Origin of the sequence: Myxococcus llanfairpwllgwyngyllgogerychwyrndrobwllllantysiliogogogochensis, assembly GCF_006636215.1 — a bacterium.
Classification (GTDB): domain Bacteria; phylum Myxococcota; class Myxococcia; order Myxococcales; family Myxococcaceae; genus Myxococcus; species Myxococcus llanfairpwllgwyngyllgogerychwyrndrobwllllantysiliogogogochensis.
The window spans coordinates 1-20,222 of the sequence record NZ_VIFM01000005.1 but is presented as its reverse complement, the minus strand read 5'-3'; the positions used below and the strand labels follow the sequence as shown (position 1 = coordinate 20,222).

General features: G+C 69.0%; 14 protein-coding genes. 11 read left to right on the top strand and 3 right to left on the bottom strand.

Translation table 11 applies throughout. The features are described 5' to 3' along the window. Positions 1–121 precede the first annotated feature (121 nt). From FJV41_RS02035 to FJV41_RS02015, 5 genes are all read left to right on the top strand, one after another. The gene (locus FJV41_RS02035) at positions 122–1,303 is read left to right on the top strand and encodes a GNAT family N-acetyltransferase (RefSeq protein ID WP_246136945.1); all 1,182 of its coding nucleotides are present in this window, start codon (positions 122–124) and stop codon (positions 1,301–1,303) included. Between the two features lie 149 nt (positions 1,304–1,452). Next, positions 1,453–2,448 carry an NAD-dependent epimerase/dehydratase family protein gene (locus tag FJV41_RS02030; protein WP_141640679.1) on the top strand — a complete coding sequence of 332 codons (996 nt, stop codon included), beginning with the start codon at positions 1,453–1,455 and terminating at the stop codon, positions 2,446–2,448. Between the two features lie 63 nt (positions 2,449–2,511). Beyond that, positions 2,512–3,372 (top strand): WGR domain-containing protein, encoded by an 861-nt coding sequence (locus tag FJV41_RS02025; protein ID WP_141640678.1) that lies wholly within the window; start codon positions 2,512–2,514, stop codon positions 3,370–3,372. Positions 3,373–3,406: 34 nt separating this feature from the next. Then, positions 3,407–4,615: a substrate-binding domain-containing protein gene (locus FJV41_RS02020; protein WP_141640677.1), complete on the top strand. Its 1,209-nt coding sequence runs from the start codon at positions 3,407–3,409 to the stop codon at positions 4,613–4,615. Between the two features lie 226 nt (positions 4,616–4,841). Continuing rightward, positions 4,842–6,863 carry a glycoside hydrolase family protein gene (locus FJV41_RS02015; RefSeq protein WP_246136944.1) on the top strand — a complete coding sequence of 674 codons (2,022 nt, stop codon included), beginning with the start codon at positions 4,842–4,844 and terminating at the stop codon, positions 6,861–6,863. Between the two features lie 108 nt (positions 6,864–6,971). Here FJV41_RS02015 and FJV41_RS02010 read toward each other — a convergent pair whose 3' ends face one another. After that, the gene (locus FJV41_RS02010; RefSeq protein WP_141640676.1) at positions 6,972–7,730 is read right to left on the bottom strand and encodes a hypothetical protein; all 759 of its coding nucleotides are present in this window, start codon (positions 7,728–7,730) and stop codon (positions 6,972–6,974) included. A gap of 318 nt (positions 7,731–8,048) precedes the next feature. On the opposite strand from FJV41_RS02010, the gene FJV41_RS02005 reads away from it, so the two are divergent. Genes FJV41_RS02005 through FJV41_RS01990 form a run of 4 tightly spaced genes read left to right on the top strand, consistent with a single transcriptional unit; the run spans position 8,049 to position 11,714 of the window. After that, the gene (locus FJV41_RS02005; RefSeq protein ID WP_141640675.1) at positions 8,049–8,621 is read left to right on the top strand and encodes an RNA polymerase sigma factor; all 573 of its coding nucleotides are present in this window, start codon (positions 8,049–8,051) and stop codon (positions 8,619–8,621) included. A gap of 3 nt (positions 8,622–8,624) precedes the next feature. After that, complete coding sequence (locus tag FJV41_RS02000; protein ID WP_141640674.1) at positions 8,625–9,404, top strand: hypothetical protein; 780 nt, start codon at positions 8,625–8,627, stop codon at positions 9,402–9,404. Next, a complete protein-coding gene (locus tag FJV41_RS01995) occupies positions 9,391–11,079 on the top strand; it encodes a caspase family protein (protein WP_141640673.1) in 1,689 nt (562 codons plus the stop codon). Before FJV41_RS02000 ends, FJV41_RS01995 begins: the two co-directional genes overlap by 14 nt. Then, a complete protein-coding gene (locus tag FJV41_RS01990) occupies positions 11,079–11,714 on the top strand; it encodes a carboxypeptidase regulatory-like domain-containing protein (RefSeq protein WP_141640672.1) in 636 nt (211 codons plus the stop codon). Before FJV41_RS01995 ends, FJV41_RS01990 begins: the two co-directional genes overlap by 1 nt. Before the next feature lie 26 nt (positions 11,715–11,740). On the opposite strand, the gene FJV41_RS01985 is transcribed toward FJV41_RS01990, so the two are convergent. Both FJV41_RS01985 and FJV41_RS01980 read right to left on the bottom strand, forming a co-directional pair. Further along, positions 11,741–12,541 (bottom strand): M14 family metallopeptidase, encoded by an 801-nt coding sequence (locus FJV41_RS01985; protein WP_141640671.1) that lies wholly within the window; start codon positions 12,539–12,541, stop codon positions 11,741–11,743. A 96-nt stretch (positions 12,542–12,637) separates the two neighbouring features. Then, on the bottom strand, positions 12,638–13,087 hold the full coding sequence (locus tag FJV41_RS01980) for a Spy/CpxP family protein refolding chaperone (RefSeq protein ID WP_141640670.1): 450 nt from the start codon (positions 13,085–13,087) through the stop codon (positions 12,638–12,640). A gap of 339 nt (positions 13,088–13,426) precedes the next feature. On the opposite strand from FJV41_RS01980, the gene dnaE reads away from it, so the two are divergent. Both dnaE and FJV41_RS01970 read left to right on the top strand, forming a co-directional pair. After that, complete coding sequence (dnaE, locus tag FJV41_RS01975; protein WP_141640669.1) at positions 13,427–16,978, top strand: DNA polymerase III subunit alpha; 3,552 nt, start codon at positions 13,427–13,429, stop codon at positions 16,976–16,978. Between the two features lie 577 nt (positions 16,979–17,555). After that, positions 17,556–20,084, top strand: a complete 2,529-nt coding sequence (locus FJV41_RS01970; protein ID WP_181790335.1) for an eCIS core domain-containing protein — start codon at positions 17,556–17,558, stop codon at positions 20,082–20,084. Positions 20,085–20,222: the final 138 nt, after the last annotated feature.

Below are 20,222 nucleotides of genomic sequence, written 5' to 3'. Positions count from 1 at the left end.
AAGCGTAGGGACTGCCCGTCACGCGAATGTCACGCGTGGAGCGCCGTCTTCGTGTGGAGGCCCGGGTCCCCCGGTAGGATGCCCCTCGGGTGTGTGAGCGCACCCCTGGAGGGATGGGGACGTGGACGCGAAGCCGGACGACTTTGGACCGCCGAGAGATGAGCAGGAGCTGTCCGCCGTGGCGGACATCCTGATGCATGCCTATGCGATGACGCCCGCGGACTGCCTCGCGTGGAGGCAACGGCTGGATGCGCGCGACCTGCGCCTCTTGCGCGATGGCGGGAAGGTGGCGGGCACGCTGGTCTCCATCCGGAAGGGGCAGTGGTTCGGCGGGCGCAGCGTGCCCGTCGTCGGTGTGGGTGGCGTGGGTGTCTCGCCGCTGCACCGGGGGCAGGGGACAGCGACGCGGCTGATGACGCGACTGGTCCAAGAGGCGCGCGAGTCGGGCGCGGCGCTCTCCATCCTCTATCCCGCCACCCAGCCCCTCTATCGGCGCGCCGGCTACGAGCAGGCCGGGGCCCGCTACGAGACGCGCGTGCAGATGTCCGCGCTGGAGATGGGCGAGCGCACGCTGTCCCTGCGAGCCATCGAGTCGCGCGACGAGGCGGCCATCGCCGCGTGCTACACGAGCGTGGCCCGCTTCCGTCAGGGCTGGCTGGACCGGAGCGAGTTCTCCTGGGGGCGCGTGCGCAACCCTCGCTCCGAGCCCGTCCACGGCTACCTCGTGGAGGGCAGCGCCGGAGTGGAGGGCTACGTCTACCTGGCGCGCCGTCCGCTCAAGGACTTGAAGCAGGAGCTGGCCCTCACGGACATCGTCGCCACCACGCCCGCCGCGGCGCGCCGGCTCCTCCGCTTCCTGGGCGACCACCACTCCCTGGGCACGGAGGTGGTCTGGTACGGCGGCCCGGACGACCCGTTCCTCCTCTTGCTGCGCGAGCAGTCCTATTCGGTGAAGGTGTACATGCACTGGATGGTGCGCGTGCTGGACGTGGTCTCCGCGCTGGAGGCCCGTGGCTGGACGCCGGGGCTCTCTGGCTCGCTGCACCTGGAAGTGACGGACGAACTCTTCCCGGAGAACCAGGGCCGCTTCGTGCTGGAGGTGGCGGACGGCGTGGGCCGGGTGAAGCGGGGTGGCGAGGGCCGGCTGCGGCTGGATATCCGCCAACTGGGCCCGCTGTACACCGGCTTCCAGTCCGCGGCCTCCCTGCGCTCGGTGGGGCTGGTGGAGGCGGATGACGCCTCCGTGCAGGCGGCGATGGCGCTGTTCTCCGGGCCTCAGCCATCGCTGCGGGACATGTTCTGAGAGGGGACGCGCGGGCCCCGCCCCCAGGCCCTGGTGGCCCTCCGTCGGGCGCCAGGGCGCTTGGATGGGGGGCCGGGCCGTCAGGTGGCTACCGCGCCGAGGGCGGGTGGTGGTAGGAGCCCGAGACCTCATTGACAGGGGAGCAGTCCATGCGGGCGTTCGTCACCGGTGGTTCCGGTTTCGTGGGCAGGTACCTTCTCGCGGCGCTCAAGGCTCGCGGCGACGAGGCTCGCGCGTTGGCGCGCTCGCCGGAGTCCGTCGCGACGGTGGTGGCGGCGGGGGCGGAGCCCTTCGAGGGCGACCTGTCGGACGTGGCGAAGCTGCGGGAGGGCATGGAGGGCTGTGACACCGTCTTCCACTCGGCCGCGCTGGTGAAGTCGTGGGCGCCTCGCGCGGAGTACTACGAGGCCAACGTGCGCGGCACGGAGCGCGTGCTGGAGGCCGCGCGCGCGGCGGGCGTGAAGCGGCTGGTGCACGTCAGCACGGAGGCGGTGATGGCGGACGGCACGCCGCTGGTGAAGGTGAACGAGACCTGGCCGCTGCCGGAGCGCCCCATCGGGGACTATCCGTCCACCAAGGGCGAGTCCGAGCGCCGGGTGCTGAGCGTGAACTCCGCGGACTTCACCACCGTGGCGGTGCGTCCGCGCCTCGTCTGGGGACGCGGGGACACGTCGGTGCTGCCGCAGATGGTGGAGGCGGTGCGCACCAAACGCTTCAAGTGGGTGGGGGATGGTCGCTACCTCACGTCCACCTGCCACGTGGCCAACTGCGTGGAGGGCATGCTGCTGGCGGCGGAGAAGGGCCGGGGTGGCGAGGCGTACTTCCTCACCGACGGCGAGCCGGTGGTGTTCCGCGACTTCGTCACCGCGATGCTCAAGTCGCAGGGCGTGGACCCGGGCAACAGCACGATTCCCTACGGGCTGGCCGCCACGGTGGCCACGCTGGCGGACCTGGCGTGGGGAACCTTCGGCCTGCCGGGCCGCCCGCCGCTCAGCCGCACCGAGGTGCTGCTGATTGGACGCGAGGTGACGGTGAGCGACGAGAAGGCCCGCCAGGAGCTGGGCTACGAGGGGCGGATGCCGCGCGCCATCGGCCTGAAGGAGATGGAAGCGGAGTTCCAGGAGCGGTCATCGCGCGCGGCGTGAGGCGCGACACGAGCGTGTGCGCTAGCCTTGTTCGCGGCGGCTGACACACGAGGAGGATGGGCCATGCGAAGGTTCGAGTTCGTCGAGGGAACCAGCTCCAAGTTCTGGCAGCCGGAGGTTCAGGGCAACCTCTTCATCGTCACGTTCGGGCGCATCGGCACCGCGGGGCAGCGCAAGGAGAAGGCGTTCCCCGACGCGGCTGGCGCCGAGCGTGAGTACGAGAAGAAGGTCGCCGAGAAGGTGCGCGAGGGCTATCAGGAGGTGACGGCCGGTGGCGCCGCGGCCACTCCAACCCCGGCCGCCGCGCCGCGTGCGCCCGAGAAGGTTCCGCTGCCCCGCCGCGTGCCCGTCGCCACGCCCACGCAGGAGACGTTCAAGGCCGCCGCGGATGCGCTCGCGGCGCTGCGGGCGCGCCTGGGCTGGCGAAGCTGGGAGGTGACGTCACGGGCTCGAAGCGCTCGCAGGGCGCTGCGGGCCCTGGGCGGCGTGGACCCGGCCGCGCACGCGGAGCTGGCCGCGACCTTCGATGCGCTGATGGCGCGCGTCGTCGCCACTCCGAAGGAAGGCCGGCTGCCGCTGCGTCACGCGCTGGGGCTGCTGAGCGAGCTGGACGTGGCGGCCTTCTCCCGCGCAGTGGAGGCGTGGCGCCGCGCACCGGAGACGGAGGCGCTGGCCATGGTGCGGCGGGCGGAGTCGCTCGGTGAGCCGGAGCTCGCGCTGCGGCTGGGGCTGCTGCTCGCGGAGCGTCCCGGCATGAAGGGCAGCGCGTCCGAGGAAGGCTGGGGCAAGCGCTGGGGCCAGTTGCGCCCGCATGTCGAGGCGAAGCTGTCCTCGTCGGGTGGCTCGCTGACGGAGTGGGTGAAGGGTGTGAGCCCGGGCAGCGATACGCAGCTCGCCGGTCGGCTCTCGCGCCTGGAGGCGTGAGGCGCGACGCGGCGCGAGGGGGACGCATCGACACATGACACCCAGGGTTCTCATCGTCGTCGGGCTCTTTCTCGCGCTGGGCGGGGTCCTTTTTCTGTCCGCCGACCGGGAGCCCCAGCCTCGGGGTGTGCAGGAGGCCGGCACGTCGACGCCCGCGCCGCCCCGTCCTCCAAGGCCCGGCCAGGTGGTGGACATCTCCTTCCTCTACAGCACGGAGAAGAAGGAGTGGGTGGAGGCCGTGGCGGAGGACTTCCAGCGGCAGCATCCCCACATCCGCCTGAAGCTGATGGGGCGCGGCTCGCTGGATGCGGCGCAGGCCATCCTGGATGGCCGTGAGCAGCCCACGGTGTGGAGCCCGGCGGACAGCGCGGTGTTGCGCATGCTGGCCTCCGACTGGGCCACGGACCCCACGCGGGGGCCGTTGTTCGCGGAGACGGGCGAGCAGGCTCCGCGTCCGCTGGTCATCACGCCGCTGGTCTTCGTGGTGTGGGCGGACCGGGCGGAGGTGCTGCGCAAGGCGAGCGGCGGCGGCGCGGTGTCGTGGAAGGTGCTTCAGAAAGCGGTGACGAGTCCCCAGGGCTGGCCCGCGATTGGCGGCAAGCCGGAGTGGGGGTTCGTGAAGCTGGGCCACACGGACCCCACGCGCTCCAACTCCGGACTGCAAGCGCTGCTGCTGGCCACGCTGGAGTACTACGGCAAGCGCGGCGGGCTCACGGTGGCGGACCTGTTGGACCCGCGCTACCAGGACTGGATGAAGGCGCTGGAGCGAGGCGTCACGCGCTTCGAGCCCTCCACGGGCACCTTCATGGCGGACATGGTCCGCTTCGGCCCGTCCCGCTACGACATCGCGGTGGTGTACGAGAACCTGGCCATCGCGGAGCTGTCGCACGCGCAGGGCCGGTGGGGCGAGCTGCGGGTGTACTACCCGGCGCTCACCCTGTGGAGCGACCATCCGGCGGCGGTGCTCCAGGCGGACTGGGTGACACCCGAGCAGAAGGCCGCGGCGCTGGAGTGGCTGCGCTATCTGCAGAGCCGTCCGGTGCAGGAGCGCGCGCTGGAGTTCGGCTTCCGCCCCGCGGACCCGGCAGTTCCTCTCAAGACGCCGGACCCGAACAATCCCTTCACACGGCTGGCCCCCCATGGGGTCCGCGTGGACGTGCCTCCCGTGGCGGAAGTTCCCGACGGCCCCGTGGTCCGCGACCTGCTGACGTTGTGGTCGCGGGTGTTGACCTCCGGTCGTTAGCGCCTCGGGGTTCCCCGACGTCTGCCGTGCCCCGGGGGATGGGCGCGCGGCTCAATCCTTCACATCCAGGTCGTCGCGTACCTGTCACTGCACCCCTGGCGCCGAGCTTGGACCGGTGGGTGCGAGTGCTCCTCGGGCGTGCGGCCAGTCGCCGTCATGTCGGGCCTCGCTGGACTCGAGCCAGGCACGCGGCCACCTTGGCCGCGGGTGAAGGAAGGGGTGCCTCATGATGAGAACCACGCAGGGGATGAGGAAGACCATGGGGGTGTTGGGGGTGGCGTTGCTGCTGGTCACCAGCACGGCCCACGCGTTCAACGACGCGGATGCGCTGAAGGTGGTGGGCTTCGCGCGAACCCAGCTCCGGAAGACAGCCACCGCCATGCCGAGCACGGCTCGCTCACCGAAGGCGTCGCGCGCCGACGGGACGTGGTCGACGGTGGCCAACACGGACGCGGTGGCGTGGACGCAGGGCTTCTTCCCGGGAAGCATGTGGCACCTGTTCCAGGTGGGGCTGGAGCCGTCGTGGCAGCAGAAGGCGGACCAGTGGACGCGACCCCTGGAGGGACAGAAGACGAACCGACAGACGCATGACCTGGGCTTCAAGCTGTTCACGAGCTACGGCCAGGCGTACCGGCTCACGGGAGACCCGTACTATCGCGGCGTGCTGCTGACGTCGGCCGAGACGCTCGCGACGCGGTACAACTCACGCATCGGCATCATCGATTGCTGTGATTGGAACTCGGCGTGGGACGTGCCGCTCGTCACGGACACGATGATGAACCTGGAGTTGTTGCTGTGGGCCGCGGCGAACGGGGGACGCGCGGAGCTGCGGACGATGGCCATCAACCACGCGCTCACCACGCTGCGCGATGCGGTGCGCCCGGATGGCAGCTCCTTCCACTACGTGGACTACAACGCCGCGACGGGGGCCATCCGTTCGAAGGGCACCTTCCAGGGGTACTCCACGAACTCCACCTGGGCGCGGGGCCATGCGTGGCTCATCTACGGCTACACCATGGCGTACCGGTACACGGGCGATGCGCGGATGCTCGCGGCCGCGCGCAAGGTGACGGACTGGTACCTGGACAATGTGCCGGCGGACATGGTGCCGAAGTGGGACTTCAACGCGCCGGGGACGCAGAAGGACTCCTCGGCGGCGGCCATCGTCGCCTCGGCGCTTCAGGAGCTGAGCAACCTGGAGACGGACGCCGCGCGCAAGACGCGCTACCGCGACGCGGCGCTGCGCACGCTCGACACGCTGGTGTCACCGGCCTACTTCGCGCAGGGCACCAACAGCCCGGGCCTGCTGCTGCATGGCGTGGGGCACCTGCCCGCCAATCAGGAGATTGATGTCAGCCTCATCTACGGCGACTACTACTTCCTGGAGGCGGTGCTTCGCTTCAACCCGAACCCTCCGTACCCCTGGTACTCGAAGGTCGCCTTCTTCGAGAGCCAGCACCTGCTCGGCACCACGAACACGGGCGTGCGCACCGTCGAGTTCGACGTGACACCGCTCGCATCCTCGCAGGACGGCACGGTGGGCTACACCGACAGCTCCACATCGGTGACGGGCTACTCCGTGCTGAACATGACGGTGCGGATGAACCTGGACGGGTACTTCGACGTGCGCAATGGCGGGGCCTACGCGTCGCTGGTCCAGGTGCCCTACGTGAATGGGCAGACGTACCACGTGCGCATGGTCGCGGACCTGCCCGCGCAACGCTACAGCGTCTGGGTTCGTCCTCCGGGCGGGAGCGAGGTGCAGATCGCCAACCGGTACGTCTTCCGCACCGGGGCTCCGGCCATCAATGACCTGGGGCGCGTGTCCGTGCGGACGGTCATCGCGGACAGCGACTTCCGAGTGCTGGGGCACACCGTGACTCCCGGCGGAACGACGGCCGCGGGGGTCGCGGAGGTGCTGCCCGGGCCTGTGCGGACGCCGGTGGACTTCGAGCACACGGCGATGTCCGGGAACGAAGTCCCGCCGGTGCTCACGTGGCTCTCGCAGGACGCGTCGTTGCTGTCGCTGCTGGCGGACTTCGAGCGCTGGGGCACCGTGCCGAGCGACCACCTGCCCGGCGACGTGGACGAAGTCGCGGTCGCGGAGGCGGCGCGGGTCGTGGCCAACGAAGCGATGCCGGAAGGCTTCGGCTGCGGAGCCGCGGGCGCGGTGCCTCTGCCACTGCTCGTGCTCGCGCTGCGAAGCTGGCGCAACCGCAGGCGGAAGCAACAGGCCGCGCGCGGCTGAGGCCCGGTGTGACAGCGGCCCGCTCCTCGCTTTGTCGAGGGGCGGGCCGTTCACTCACCTCACGCCCGCCCGGCCCAGGTGCGCGTGGGAGGGCGTGGGGGATGACCGTCAGTCGTCGTTGTCGTCGTCGTGGTCATCGTCCTCGTCGCCATCCTCGTCATCGTCGTCGAAGGCGTCGATGGAGCGGCGCAGGTTGTTCTCGATGGTGGAGCGTGCCGCGTCGTCCCGCGGGTCCAGTCGCTGGCCCTGGCCGTCGACGAACCAGCCGCTCGGGTCGATGTTGATGGTGATGTTCGGCTCTTCTCCGGCCTTCACCTCGAAGCGGGCCTCTCGCTCCTGCTCCAGCCTCACGCTGGAGACGAAGCTGAAGGGCTGCCCGTCGATGTGTCCGTCGATGACCACGGACGCGCCGAGCCGCGCGAGTTCCTGGAGCGCCGCGTCCTCGCCCGCCTCGGTGGTGGAGACCTTGCCGATGTCGAACTCGATTTCGTCGAAGATTCCGGGCTCCACCTCCAGGTTGCCCACGCGGATGACCTGACCGTTCAGGTCCTCGCTCGTCAGGTCGATGAGCAGGGGGCCCACCTCCTGCTCGGAGTCATCATCGTCCCGCGTGCCGTCATCCGCGCCACCCGTGTGGCCGTCGTCGGCGTCGTCACCCTCCAGCTCCAACTCCAGCTCCCGCACGGAGAGTCGGACCCGGTCGATGGTGATGCCAGTGGGGGCCTCGAGCCGCTGCTCGATGTGGCCGGGCGCGGACTGGGCGCCACGCGCGGCGCCGACTCGGGTGCTCAGCCCGACCTTGACGGAATCCGGGTTGCCGCAGGCCGAGAGCAACATGATGGACGTGCACAAGCCAATGAGTCGCATACCGTTCATCTCCTGGTATCGAGAGGACCTGGCGCGCGACTTCTCCGGCCTGGGCCGCACGAAATCCCCTGTTCGAAAAGAAGGAGCATCGGCGCGCTTATCGGCCACATCGCGAGGCGGGGACCTTTCGTGAAGGGGTCGCCTGTGGCCGATAGAGGCCTCGTGACTCCTTCCTGATAGGCGCGGTACTGAATGGGGAGACATGGCCTGTGCTCGTACCCCAGCAACAGCGTGTGTCCGGTGGTCCGGAGCGCCCTTCGTGTGGGGTGCGAGTGCGCGGCAGGGGCCTGCTCGGCGTGTGGGTGAGAGGTGCGGGCCGTGACGGAGGAGGAAATCTCCGCCTGCATCCAGCGCGCGAACGGAGGTGCGCAGGACGCGCACCGCGAGCTGTACCAGCGCTTTCACGCGTCGGTGCGTCGTGTCGCGCTGGGCTACTCCGCGCTGGGCCCGGCGGAAGTGGAGGACGTGGTCCAGGAGACGTTCGTCCGGGCCTTCCGGGAGCTGGCGCGGCTGGAGCATCCCCGCGCCTTCGGGCGCTGGCTGGTGACGATTGCGCGGCACCATTCCCAGGCCCTCAGCCGGGGCGCGCGGATTCGAGGGCGCGCGGCGGAGGACCTGGCGCTGGAGCTGGAGACGAGCATGCCGGCCATTCCTCCTGCCCTCACGCTGGAGCGGCGCGTGGTGGTGGTGCGCGAGCTCATCGAGGGACTGCCCGAGGGCCCGGAGAAGGAGACGGTCCGCCTGTTCTATCTGGAGGGCGAGCTGAGCGCGCGAGAGATCGCGGAGCGTCTGGGGCTGGGCAAAAGCGCGGTGACGATGCGCCTGGAGCGCTTCCGGGCACGGGTGAAGCGTGAGCTGTTGGCGCGGCTGCTGGCCGCGGGAGTGGAGTGAGCCATGAGCGACGCGAGCAGACATCTGGACGCGCGGAGCTGGAAGGCCCTGCGCGACAAGTCGCCCGAAGAGGTGGCGGACTTCTCCACGCATCTGTCCCAGCCCTGTGAGGTGTGCGAGGCGTTCCTCGAACGGAGCGACGAGGACGACGCGTTCGGCGTGGAGTCGTTGGCGGATGAGGCGCTGGGCTCGATGTCCACCCCGCGCGAGGACGCGGTGGGGTGGGCTCGCCTGCGCCGTCGCCTTTGGACGCCACGACGCGCGTGGCTCGCGGGCGCCGTGGCGGTGGCCGCCGCGGCCGTGGTCGCCATCGCGGTGCTCCCCCCGGTGGCGTCGAAGGAGCACGAGGACCGCTCGTGGCGGCTGAAGGGTGTCGCGCCGATGTCCCTGGAGCTGTCAGCCGTGGCGCGCCTGCCGGACGGGACGTTGCACGCGGTGACGGAGGACGACTTGCTTCCTCCCGAGGCCGTGGTCCTGGTGCGCTATCGCGCCAGCGAGGTCTCCGACGCGATGCTCGTGCTGGAGTCCCCGGAGGGCCCCGCGCAGATGCTGGGCGGCTACACGTTGGAGGCGGGGACGCACGACCTGAAGGAGGCAGGCGAACTGGCGGGTGTGTCCCTGGCCGGGGAGCACGGTCCACGGGTGCTGGTGCTGGCCGCGTGGCCACGGGGACCGCGCTCGGCGGCCGCGAGGGACGCGGCCCTCACTCAACGCCTGGTGCCCGAGGAAGCCGCCCAGGCGAGGCTCCGGCTGCGGGTGGAGCCGGGGTATGTTGCCCCCTGAGCGTGCCTTCGTGAGTCGTCCCTGCTTCCGCGTCGTCCTGTGGCTTGCCTTCGCGTCGCTCTGCGCGTGCGGTGCGGCGAGCGTGGGCGAGAAGGGGCGGGCGGTGCGCGTGCGCCTGGATTCGGCGGAGCTGGCGTCGGCGCACGAGGGCGAGCGGCATGCGCTGCTCATCGGCATCAATCAGTATGAGGACGCCTCCTGGCACGGGCTGCGCTACCCGGGCAAGGACGCGGAGGACCTGGGGCGTGTGCTGGCGGACCCGCGACGCGGCGGCTTCCGCTCGGTGACGGTCCTGACGCGGCCGGAGCAGACGACGCGCGCGGCGGTGCTGCAGGCGCTGCGGACGCTGGCCGCACGGCCCTGGAACCCGAAGGACGTGGTGGTCATCTACGTCTCCGGCCATGGCACGCTCGCGCGGGATGCACGGGGCGACCTCCAGCGCTACCTGGTGATGCGCGACACGCGCTTCCGGGACGTGCAGGGCACGGGGCTGGAGATGGCGGCGCTGGAGCGGGAGCTGGAGCACCTGGGCTCCCGGCGACGGGTGCTGGTGCTGGCCACGTGTCACAGCGGCACGGGCAAGTCGCTCCTTCCCCCGGCGGTGCTCGAGGAATTGGAGCGCACCAAGGGGGCGTTCCCACCGCGTCCCCTGGAAGAGGACAGCCGCGCCTCGCTCGTCCTGTCCGCCAGCGACTGGGGCGAAACGGCGCGCGAGGACGATGCGCTCGCCAATGACATCTACACGCACTTCTTCGTCCAGTCGCTCGACGGCCGAGGGGACCGCAACCGGGACGGCGCGGTGAGTGCCACCGAGGCGCATGACTGGGCGCGCCGCCACACGTGGACCTATACGGAGGGCCGGCAGCGCCCGAGCGCGCGGATGACGGAAGTGGGCGCGGACCCGGTGCTGCTCGCGGGCGCGTTGACCCAGCCCGGGCAGCCGGAGGTCTTCTCCTACAGTCCTCGCCTGGAGGGCTTCACGCTCAAGGTGGATGGCGTGGACGCGGGCGAGCTTCCAGGCGGCGTGGCCTTGCCGGAGGGAAGCCGGAAGCTGGGCCTCCACAAGGGTGGCCAGTTGCTGTGGGAAGACACCGTGGCGTTGCGAGCGGGGGAGCGCCGGGCGCTGGACTCGCTGCTGCGCGAGGTGTCGCCCGGCCCCCAGCGCACGGTGGCCCTGGAGGTCGGCGCCCTGGGCTTCCTCGACGCGCGCAGCCGCCGCGAGGTGCTTCCGCCCACGGCGCTGGCGGGCGTGGGGCTGCGGCTGGGGGGCGTGCTGCTGGAGCAGCGGCTCGACGTGGGCGTGGACCTGGCCGCGGGGCAGGGGCGTCGGGCGCTGCTGCTCGACGTGGGCGGAACGGTGCCCGTGCGCCATCGGGTGTTGATGCTGGGCGTGACGGTGGGACCCTCGTGGCAATGGGGTCGGCTGGGGTTGTCCACCGGGCCTCGTGTGGCCGCCTTGTGGTTGGAGCGCTCCTTCCAGTTGGACCTGTTGAGCCAGGACGAGCGCTACCTCACGGTGTGGCCTGGCTGGATGGCGGGAGTGTCATGGCGTCTGGGGACGAGGTTTGTATTGGAGGCGAAGGGCCAGCTTCTCTGGGCCTACGTCCCCGTGGACGGGCGCACTCGCGCGGTGGGTTTTGGTGGCCTGTTTCTGGGCGGAGGATATCGCTTCTGATGCGTGCTCCGAGACGCGTGATGCCGCTGGCGTGGGCGGGCCTGGCCCTGATGGGGGCGTGTGGTGGCTTCAACAACGGGCCGCTGGAGGCGGGCACCGTGCGCGGGCGAATCCTCGGCGCCGAGGCCGACGTGGCGGTGGTGAGCGTGCTGGGCCAGCCCGAGTTGAGGGCGCGTGTGTCGTCGGACGGACGCTTCGAGCTGGGCGGTGTGCCGGCCACCTCCGTGGAGTTGTTCCTGGTGGCCTCGCGCACCCGCGCGGCCCGCACGAAGGTGGTGGCGCAAGGCGCGCGCATCACCGAACTGGGTGACATCGACGCGCCCCTGGGCGCCTTCATCACCGTTCGCCTGCGAGACAGCGCTGGCAACGTGCCACCGCGTGGCGAGGTGGAGGTGGAGGGGACCGCGCTCGACGAACTGGAGATGGACGCGTCGAGCGGAGAGGTGCGCGTCGGTCCTCTTCCCGAGGGGTGCTACACGCTGGAGGTCAAGGCGGACGGTCTCGAGGAAGTGGAGGAAGAGGTCTGCGTCCGCCAGGGCGAGGAACTGGAGCGCGAGTTCGTCCTGCGTGAGGACGACCTCGGCGGAGACGACGATGGCGGCGGTGACGACGACGGAGGAGACGAGGGCGGCTGAGTGTCCTCGGCGCGTTCCGTCCCCGGTCAGCGTCCCGTGCGCGCGGCCAGGTCGATGAAGCCTCGAATCCAGATGAGGTTCACCGCGTGGCACGCCTCCATGCTCATGGGCGTGGTGGTCTCCAGCGTCGCCGTGTAGGGCACGCCCTGGCGCGCGTACCAGTCCGTGACGCTGCCGTCGTGATAGACGATGAGCCCGTCGTCGTCGGTGATGTTCTGCTCGTCGACCTTCTGGTTGCGCACCACCGTCGCGTGTTTGGACGAGGCCTCGACGAAGGGGCGGTAGAAGGCCTTGTCTCCGAAGGTGTACGCGTACGTCGCGGCGCCGCCCAGGTAGTTGTCCTGGTGGATATCCAGCGCGGCGTTCGGCGGCCGGAAGCGCGACAGGTCCGAGCGCACCAGGCGCGTCTCCTTGGGCCCGCCGTCGTAGAGGGCCCAGCGCAGGTGGTCCTGTCCTTCGTTCAGCTCACCCCGCCACTCACCGGGCGCCACTTCGTAGCGAAGGAAGTCGTTGTTGGGCTTCTCGCCGGAGCGGTTGTAGCGGGTGCCGTCCTCGAAGCCGGAGGGGTTGATACATGGATACACGCGCAGGCCCACGCCGCGTTGCCGGGCATAGGCCACCACTTCGGGGAAGCGCTCGGCCAGCGTGAGGGGACCCGCGGGCTCTTCCCCGTGGAACCCCGAGGTGATGACCAGCCAACGCTCTCCCGGCACGGTGATGCGGAAGAGCGGGTAGGGCTGTCCGCCCTCCAGGACCTGGCCGTACTCGGCCACTTCTCCAAGGTTCTCGAACGAACGGATGCGTTGCGCGTAGTCGGTGTATCTCACACCTTCAACCTATGCGTGACGCTCCCCGTCGCCTACCCATTCCCACCCATGGTCATGGGTGGGCGTTGAGTGGGGGACGGGCACCGAGGGGGCTCCTCACTCCATGCCGGTGCGCTCACGGAACTCCGTGGCCAGCTCCTTGCGCTGCTCCGGCGTCAGCGTGCCGTGGACCTCCAGCGCGGCATCCGTCGCCTGGTGGGCAAACGCGCGCATCGCGTCGATGCGCTCGTCCACCAGCGCGTGGAGCTTCTGCGCGTCGGGCGTGGTGGACTCGAGCTGGGTGACGACCTCCGAGCGCACCGCGTGCTGCTCCTTCGCGAGCTTCGCGCCCTCGTCGAGGAGGCGGTCCTTCACGGCGTTGATGGACTTGCGCTGGGCGTCCGTCGCGTCGATGTCGTCCAGCTTGTCGTTCAGCTTCCACGACACCATCTGCTTGATGCGCTCGGGGTTGTGGCCCCAGCCGTGGTGGCCTCCGCGGAAGGCGAAACCGCTGAGCAGGACGACGGCGACGACGGCGGAACCGGCGATGGCGAGCTTCTTCATCATGGGACTCTCTCCGAATGCGGGGCCCGACGCGGGCCCGGGTGGCTTCGCCGTGTTGGCGATGTTGCCCAATGTGCCGGGCCGCTTTTTCGGGCGCTTGTACCGGGCGTGAAGAAGTGTGAAGCCCCCCGGCCCTGGAGTTTCGCCCCAGGTGCGCCCGCCTGGACGGCTGGAGGGAGAGCCCGGCCCACCGGCCCTGGGGGCCCCGATTTCGGGCCGCGCCCCGCCTTTCCGCTCCCGACAGAACGACTTTCGAGGCCGATTTCTCGGCCTGTGGGACGGGCCACCCTGACGCGTTCGAGAGAGTAGCGGGAGGCCGGGGCCGAACGTAGTGTTCGGGCCATGTCCTTTACCCACCTCCACCTGCACACGCTCTACTCACTGCTCGATGGGGCCATCCGGATGAAGGACCTCATCAAGACGGTGAAGGAGAAGGGGATGTCGAGTGTCGCCGTGACGGACCACGGCAACATGTTCGGAGCCATCGACTTCTACAAGAAGGCGAAGGACGCGGGCATCAAGCCCATCCTCGGCATGGAGGCGTACGTCGCGGGCGCCAAGGGTCGCGAGGACCGCTCGGAGAAGGTCAACCACCACCTCATCCTGGTGGCGAAGAACGCGGAGGGCTACGCGAACCTGCGCTACCTGTCCTCCACCGCGTACATGCAGGGTTTCTACTACCACCCGCGCATCGACAAGAAGGTGCTCGCGGACCACAGCAAGGGCCTCTTCGCGCTGACGGCGTGCCTGGGTGGTGAGGTGACGAGCGCGTGCTTCCGTGGGGACATGGACCACGCCCGCCGCGCGGCCCAGGAGTACAAGGACATCTTCGAGCCCGGGCACTTCTTCCTCGAAGTGCAGTCCAACGGGATGCCTGAGCAGGACAAGGCGAACGTGAACCTGATGCAGTTGTCGCGGGACATGGACATCCCGCTGTGCGCCACCGCGGACGCGCACTACATCAAGCGCGAGGACGCGCGCGCGCACGAGCTGCTGATGTGCATCGCCAGCGGCAAGACGCTGGCGGACAGCAAGCGGATGAAGCACGCCACGGACAAGCTCTACGTCACCAGCCCCACGGAGATGCTGGAGTTCTTCAAGGAGATTCCGGAGGCCGTCCACAACACGCAGCGCATCGCCGAGCAGTGCAACCTGGAGCTGAAGCTGGGCAAGCCCATGTTGCCCACGTTCAAGGTGCCGGACAGCCACACGCCGGACAGCTTCATGTCGGAGCTGGCCTACGAGGGCCTGCGCGAGCGCTTCATCGAGTTGGCGGCCACCGTCAGCTATCCCATCGACCGGGAGGAGTACCAGGCGCGCCTGACGCTGGAGTTGGGCGTCATCCAGAAGATGGGGTTCAGCGGCTACTTCCTCATCGTCCAGGACTTCATCAACTGGGCGAAGAAGATGGGCATCCCCGTGGGCCCGGGCCGTGGCTCCGGCGCCGGCAGCCTCGTCGCGTACGCGCTGCGCATCACCGACGTGGACCCGATTCCGTACAACCTCCTGTTCGAGCGCTTCCTGAATCCGGAGCGCGTGTCGATGCCTGACTTCGATATCGACTTCTGCCAGGACCGGCGGGACGAGGTCATCCAGTACGTCGGCCGCAAGTACGGCGAGATGAACGTGGGGCAGATCATCACCTTCGGCTCACTGAAGGCGAAGAGCGTGCTGCGCGACGTGTGTCGCGTGTTCGCGCTGCCCTTCAGCGAAGGTGACCGCATCGCGAAATTGGTGCCGGAAGTCCTCAACATCACCTTGAAGGAGGCCATCGAAATGGAGCCTCGCCTCAAGGAGATGATGGAGAAGCCCTCCAACATCGGTGAAGTGGAGGGGCGGCCCGTCACCACGAAGGACGTGCTGGAGATTGCGCTCGCGCTGGAGGGCCTGCACCGCCAGCCGGGCATGCACGCGGCCGGCGTGGTCATCGCCGACAAGCCGCTGTGGGAGTTCGTGCCCGTCTACCAGCCGCCGGGTGAGAAGACGCTCATCACCCAGTTCGCCAAGGACGAGGTGGAGGCGGCGGGCCTGGTGAAGTTCGACTTCCTCGGCCTGAAGACCCTCACCGTCATCCAGCACGCGCTGGATTTGGTGAAGCGCAACCACGAGAAGGACATTCCGCGGCATGAGATTCCGCTGAATGACGACAAGGTCTGGGAGTTGATGGCCAAGGGCGACACGGCCGGCGTCTTCCAGATGGAGTCGAGTGGCTTCACGGAAATGGTCGTGAAGCTCAAGCCGTCCTGCTTCGAAGACGTCATCGCCGCGGGCGCGCTCTATCGCCCGGGTCCACTGGACTCCGGCATGGTGGACGTCTTCATCAACCGCAAGCACGGCCGGGAGAAGGTGTCGTATCCGCATCCCGCGCTGGAGCCGGTGCTCAAGGACACGTACGGCGTCATCGTGTACCAGGAGCAGGTGATGCAGATTTCGCAGGTCCTGGGTGGGTACACCCTGGGCCGCGCGGACCTGCTTCGCCGCGCCATGGGCAAGAAGAAGGCCGAGGTCATGCAGGCCGAGCGGGCCGGCTTCCTCGAGGGCTGCGCGAAGAACAGCGTCGACCTGAAGGTCGCTGGCGAAATCTTCGACCTGATGGAGAAGTTCGCTGAGTACGGCTTCAACAAGAGCCACTCGGCGGCGTACGGCCTCGTCACGATTCACACCGCGTGGCTGAAGGCGCATTACCCCTGTGAGTTCATGGCGGCCCTTCTCTCCAGCGAGAAGGACAACACGGACAAGGTGGTGAAGCACATCGGTGAGGCGCGCGAGTCGGGCCTCCAGGTGTTGCCGCCGGACGTGAATCAGTCCGACCTCCAGTTCGGCGCGGTGGAGGGGAAGATTCGTTTCGGGTTGGGCGCCATCAAGGGCGTGGGCGAGGGCGCCATCGAGTCCATCCTGGATGCGCGCAAGGACGGCTCCTTCAAGAGCCTCTTCGACTTCTGCGAGCGCGTGGACAGCCGGCGCGTCAACAAGAAGGTGTTGGAAGCGCTGGTGAAGGCGGGCTCGTTCGACTTCGAGAAGCGTCCGCGTCGGCAGGTGTTCGACACGATTGAGCGGGCGATGAACCGCGGCTCGTCCAGCCAGAAGGACAAGGCGGCGGGGCAGAGCTCGTTGTTCGGCATGCTGGCAGGGCCCGCTTCGGGCGGCGCCGCGATGAAGGACGACTACGTCGTGGTGGAGGAGTGGTCGGAGAAGGAGCGGCTGGCGCTGGAGAAGGAGGCCATCGGCTTCTACGTGTCTGGCCATCCGCTGCATCAGTACGACAAGGAGCTCAAGCGCTACGCGAAGCCGATTACATCGGTGCAGCGCGCGCGCAAGGACGACAAGCTCACGGTGGCGGGCGTCGTCACGGTGCTGCGCGAGCGGCCCACGAAGACGGGCAAGCGCATGGCGTGGGTGACGATTGAAGACCTGTCCGGGTCGATTGAGCTGGTGTGCTTCCCGGGCAAGGACGGCACGCGCAACGTCATGGGCAGGGATGGCAAGTGGGCGAAGCAGGGGCCCAAGCCGGGGTTCGAGAACTGGGAGCACCTGCTCAAGTCGGACGACCCGATTCTGGTGACGGGGACGGTGCAGATCAGCCAGCGGGATGAGGACTCGCCCACGCCGGAGTTGATTGTCGACGACATCCAGAGCCTGAAGGAGGTGCGTGAGAAGCGCACCAAGCGGCTGGAGCTGCGCGTGCCGGCGGACCTGCTGACGGAGGACCGCGTGGCGAAGCTGCACGAGCTGGCGAAGAAGTTCGCCGGTGCCACGCCGGTGGCCGTGAGTGTGTTGTTCCACGGTGAGGCGGAGGCGCTCATCGGGAACACGTCGCTCAAGGTGCAGGTGCATGACGACCTGCTGCTGGCGGTGGACCGGTTGTTCGGGATGCGGGTGGTGGAGTTCGGCTGACGGTCGATTCGGCTCCTGGGCCGGGCAGGGCACCGCCCGGCCCGTTGCTGTCTGGGGCTCGGTCGGGACCTCGACCTGCGCGAGCGCGTGACTTCCCGTTGGGACCGACAGGGTCAACACCCGTCGCTTCAATGCGTTGCATTGCATTCTCAGCACCTGCCCAAAGAGACGGCGGCTGGAGAGGCATTTTGCGACCATGTCGTAAATTCATGTAAAGCCTGACCCAAGAAGGCGAAGTGCCAGGGTGCCCCGCACGCACCTGGAGCTGGTGAGTCCATGCGCTCCTGCGTGGGATTGGCGTACAATGCGAGGGCATCCACTCCAGGGGGGAGCCATGCGACGAAGCGGGGCTCGGGTTCGCGCGAGTCACTCAGCCGAGGTGGGAGGTTTCACTCCCGCGGTCCGGCCCGAGTCGGCCATCAGGCCAGACACGTGGGCGCGACCTTCGGGCGAGACCGGGCAGGTCTCACCGGGCGTCCGTTTCGACTTCAGCCGCATCCCGCTCACCCCCACCGTGCAGCGCGTCGCGTGCGGGGGAGGAACGTGCGCGTGCTCGTCCTGCGAGAAGAAGGAGGAGGTGGCTCGAGCGGCGCAACCCGGTGCCTCCGGGGCGGCCTCGTCGGAGCAGGTGTCCGCACAGGTCTCACGAGGACTGGGCTCCGGCCGACCGCTGGAGTCCTCCTCGCGTGCCTTCTTGGAGCCTCGCTTCGGCCATGACTTGAGCGGCGTGCGCATCCACACGGGCGCGAGCGCCTCGGACTCCGCTCGCGCGCTCCAGGCCCGGGCCTACACGGTGGGCAGCGACATCGCGTTCCAGGACGGCGCGTACTCACCCGGCACCCACGCGGGACGTCGGCTGCTCGCGCACGAGCTGACGCATGTGTTGCAACAGACGGGAGGCCGCCCCTCGTCCGGCGTCAGGTTGGCCCGCTTCGCCACGGGCGGGCTCGCGATGTCCTCCCCAGGCGATGCCTCCGAGCGAGAGGCCGAGTCCACGGCGGACGCGGTGATGGGGGAGGGCCCGACGCGAGAGCCTCGACGTCACGGCCCGGGCGTGGCTCGGGACTTCTCTCCGGCGCCCGCGTCCAAGTACACGGTGCCCTCGCCGGCGCCTCCTCCCACTCCGACGGCCGCGCCCCGCGAGGTGGCGACGGATGGCCCGCGGATGCAGTCGGGGACGGCGGTCAACAAGAACGGGCTCGTCGCGCCGGAGGAGGGCGTCAACCTCCGCGCCACGCCTGACGCGGGGCAGGCTCCGCTCGAGCGGCTCCCCCAGAACACGCGCTTGTTCGTCAGTCGCGAGCAGGCCGGGGGCTGGTACTTCGTGGTGCTGCTCGATGGCCGGTTCGGCTACGTGGCGAAGTCACACGTCACCGTGGACCTGCCGGACCCGGAGGCCCGGTTGTATCGCATCGCGAAGGGGGAGACGGCGCTCGACATCGTCAAGCGCTTCTACAAGTCGAGCGCGACGCAGTGGGGCCAGGACGAGCGCTTCTTCGTCAACGTGCTGGTGCTCGTCAATTCGGAGCGCGGGCGCAATGGCATCCACAAGCCGGACGCGGACGCGGGATGGGACTCCACCCAGACGCGCGCGGGCTCGCAGATCTGGATTCCGGGCGTGGAGTTCGCCAAGGCGCTCAAGGGGCGCGTCTCCTCGGGCTCCATCAGCTACGAGGCCTATCAGGCCGTCAAGAGCGCCATCAGCGCGGTGGGCGAGTTCCTGCTGGGCTCGGTCGCCTTCGTGGCGGGGCTGCTGCACGGCGTCTTCGAGTCGCTCTGGGACACGCTGGTGGGGCTGGTGGACCTGGCGAAGCTGGCGGGAAAGCTGGTGTGGAGCCTCGTCACTGGCAACCTCATCTCGGATATCCGGGGCTTCTTCAAGGACTTGTCCAAGCTCGACTTCTCGCAGCTCGCGGCGGCGGGGCTCGACTGGCTGGACAAGAAGTGGAACGACCCGAGCCTGCTCAAGCGCTGGCACTTCAGGGGGTGGATTACCGGCTATGCGATTGCCGAAATCGTGATGCTGTTCTTCAGCGGCGGCGCGCTCACGGCGCTGAAGAGCGCGGGGAAGGCGGGCAAGTTCGCCCAGTTGCTCGCGAAGATGCCACGGGTGGTGAAGTTCGTGGAGAAGGCAGGCGACGTCGCCAAGGGGCTCAAGGAGGCGGAGGTCCTGCGCGTGGGGATGCGGGGGCTCCAGGCGGCGCGCGACTGGGCCGTGCGTGTGCTCAAGGTGCCCGGCCACATCCTGCAGAACCTCTCCGCCGAGGCGATTGACAGGCTCAAGCGGCTGCCCCAGTGGGCCATCGAGCGCTTCCGTGAGCTGAGCGACGTGGCCAAGGCGCGGGTGCTGGGCTGCGCCTCGCCGTGCAAGGTGGACCTGGGCGCCATCCAGAAGTACCTGGCGGAGCTGGCCGCGAAGGGAGCCACCGGCGCGAAGAAGCTCACGTCGCCGGAGAGCGTGCTCGCCGCGCTGCCCAAGGACCTTCACGTCGGCAAGATAAAGCAGTACCTGGACGAGTACCCGGCGCTGATGGCGCTCATCCGCAAGGCGGACCTCACGGACCTGGACCTCGCGAAGCTCGCCGACTTCGTCACCGCCGCCGACAAGAGCAACCCGAAGACGGCGTACCAGACCTTCACCCGCTACCTCACCCAGGTGGTGCCGTCGAAGACGGGTGGGGACATCGACGCGTTCAACAAGATCGTGGAGGCGGTGGTGAAGGCGGACCCGCGTCAGGGCGCCGCCCTCAAGGGGCCCATGTTCGAGGCCTTCGCGCGCACCCACCTGCAGGAGTTCGCCGGCAAGGCGTTCACGCGGGAGACCTTTCCACTTCCCGGGGGCAAGCGGCGCACCGCGGACCGCTTCTTCGCGGACAAGGGCGAGCTCTGGGAGATCAAACACCAGCTCACCGACAAGGTGCCTCCGGGCCAGGTGGACGACTACCTGGGCTTCCTGGGCACGAAGGGCGCCAACACGGGGGCCGAGGTGAAGTCGCTGCACTACCTCTTCCCCTCGGAGGAGGCCGCGAAGCTGAACTCGGCCCTCAAGGCGCGCCGCATCACCGTCTGGTATGTCAAGCAGCCCAACGTGTTGACCCGGCTCTAGGGAGGACCCGTCATGGCCGAGGTGAAGTGGACCGCCAGCTCGCAGCACCATGACTGGAATGACCGGCGCGCTCCCGCGGCCTTCATCGACGCCCTCTCCGAGGCGGGGCTCGTGGGGACGGTGGAGGGGGTGTGTGGC

Bases quoted from the DNA above. Each gene is read 5' to 3' on its own strand.
- dnaE (WP_141640669.1), top strand. From the start codon at position 13,427: ATGTCCTTTACCCACCTCCACCTGCACACGCTCTACTCACTGCTCGAT.
- FJV41_RS02000 (WP_141640674.1), top strand. From the start codon at position 8,625: ATGAGCGACGCGAGCAGACATCTGGACGCGCGGAGCTGGAAGGCCCTG.
- FJV41_RS01990 (WP_141640672.1), top strand. From the start codon at position 11,079: ATGCGTGCTCCGAGACGCGTGATGCCGCTGGCGTGGGCGGGCCTGGCC.
- FJV41_RS01995 (WP_141640673.1), top strand. From the start codon at position 9,391: ATGTTGCCCCCTGAGCGTGCCTTCGTGAGTCGTCCCTGCTTCCGCGTC.
- FJV41_RS02030 (WP_141640679.1), top strand. From the start codon at position 1,453: ATGCGGGCGTTCGTCACCGGTGGTTCCGGTTTCGTGGGCAGGTACCTT.
- FJV41_RS02010 (WP_141640676.1), bottom strand. From the start codon at position 7,730: ATGCGACTCATTGGCTTGTGCACGTCCATCATGTTGCTCTCGGCCTGC.
- FJV41_RS02020 (WP_141640677.1), top strand. From the start codon at position 3,407: ATGACACCCAGGGTTCTCATCGTCGTCGGGCTCTTTCTCGCGCTGGGC.
- FJV41_RS01980 (WP_141640670.1), bottom strand. From the start codon at position 13,087: ATGATGAAGAAGCTCGCCATCGCCGGTTCCGCCGTCGTCGCCGTCGTC.
- FJV41_RS02015 (WP_246136944.1), top strand. From the start codon at position 4,842: ATGATGAGAACCACGCAGGGGATGAGGAAGACCATGGGGGTGTTGGGG.
- FJV41_RS02025 (WP_141640678.1), top strand. From the start codon at position 2,512: ATGCGAAGGTTCGAGTTCGTCGAGGGAACCAGCTCCAAGTTCTGGCAG.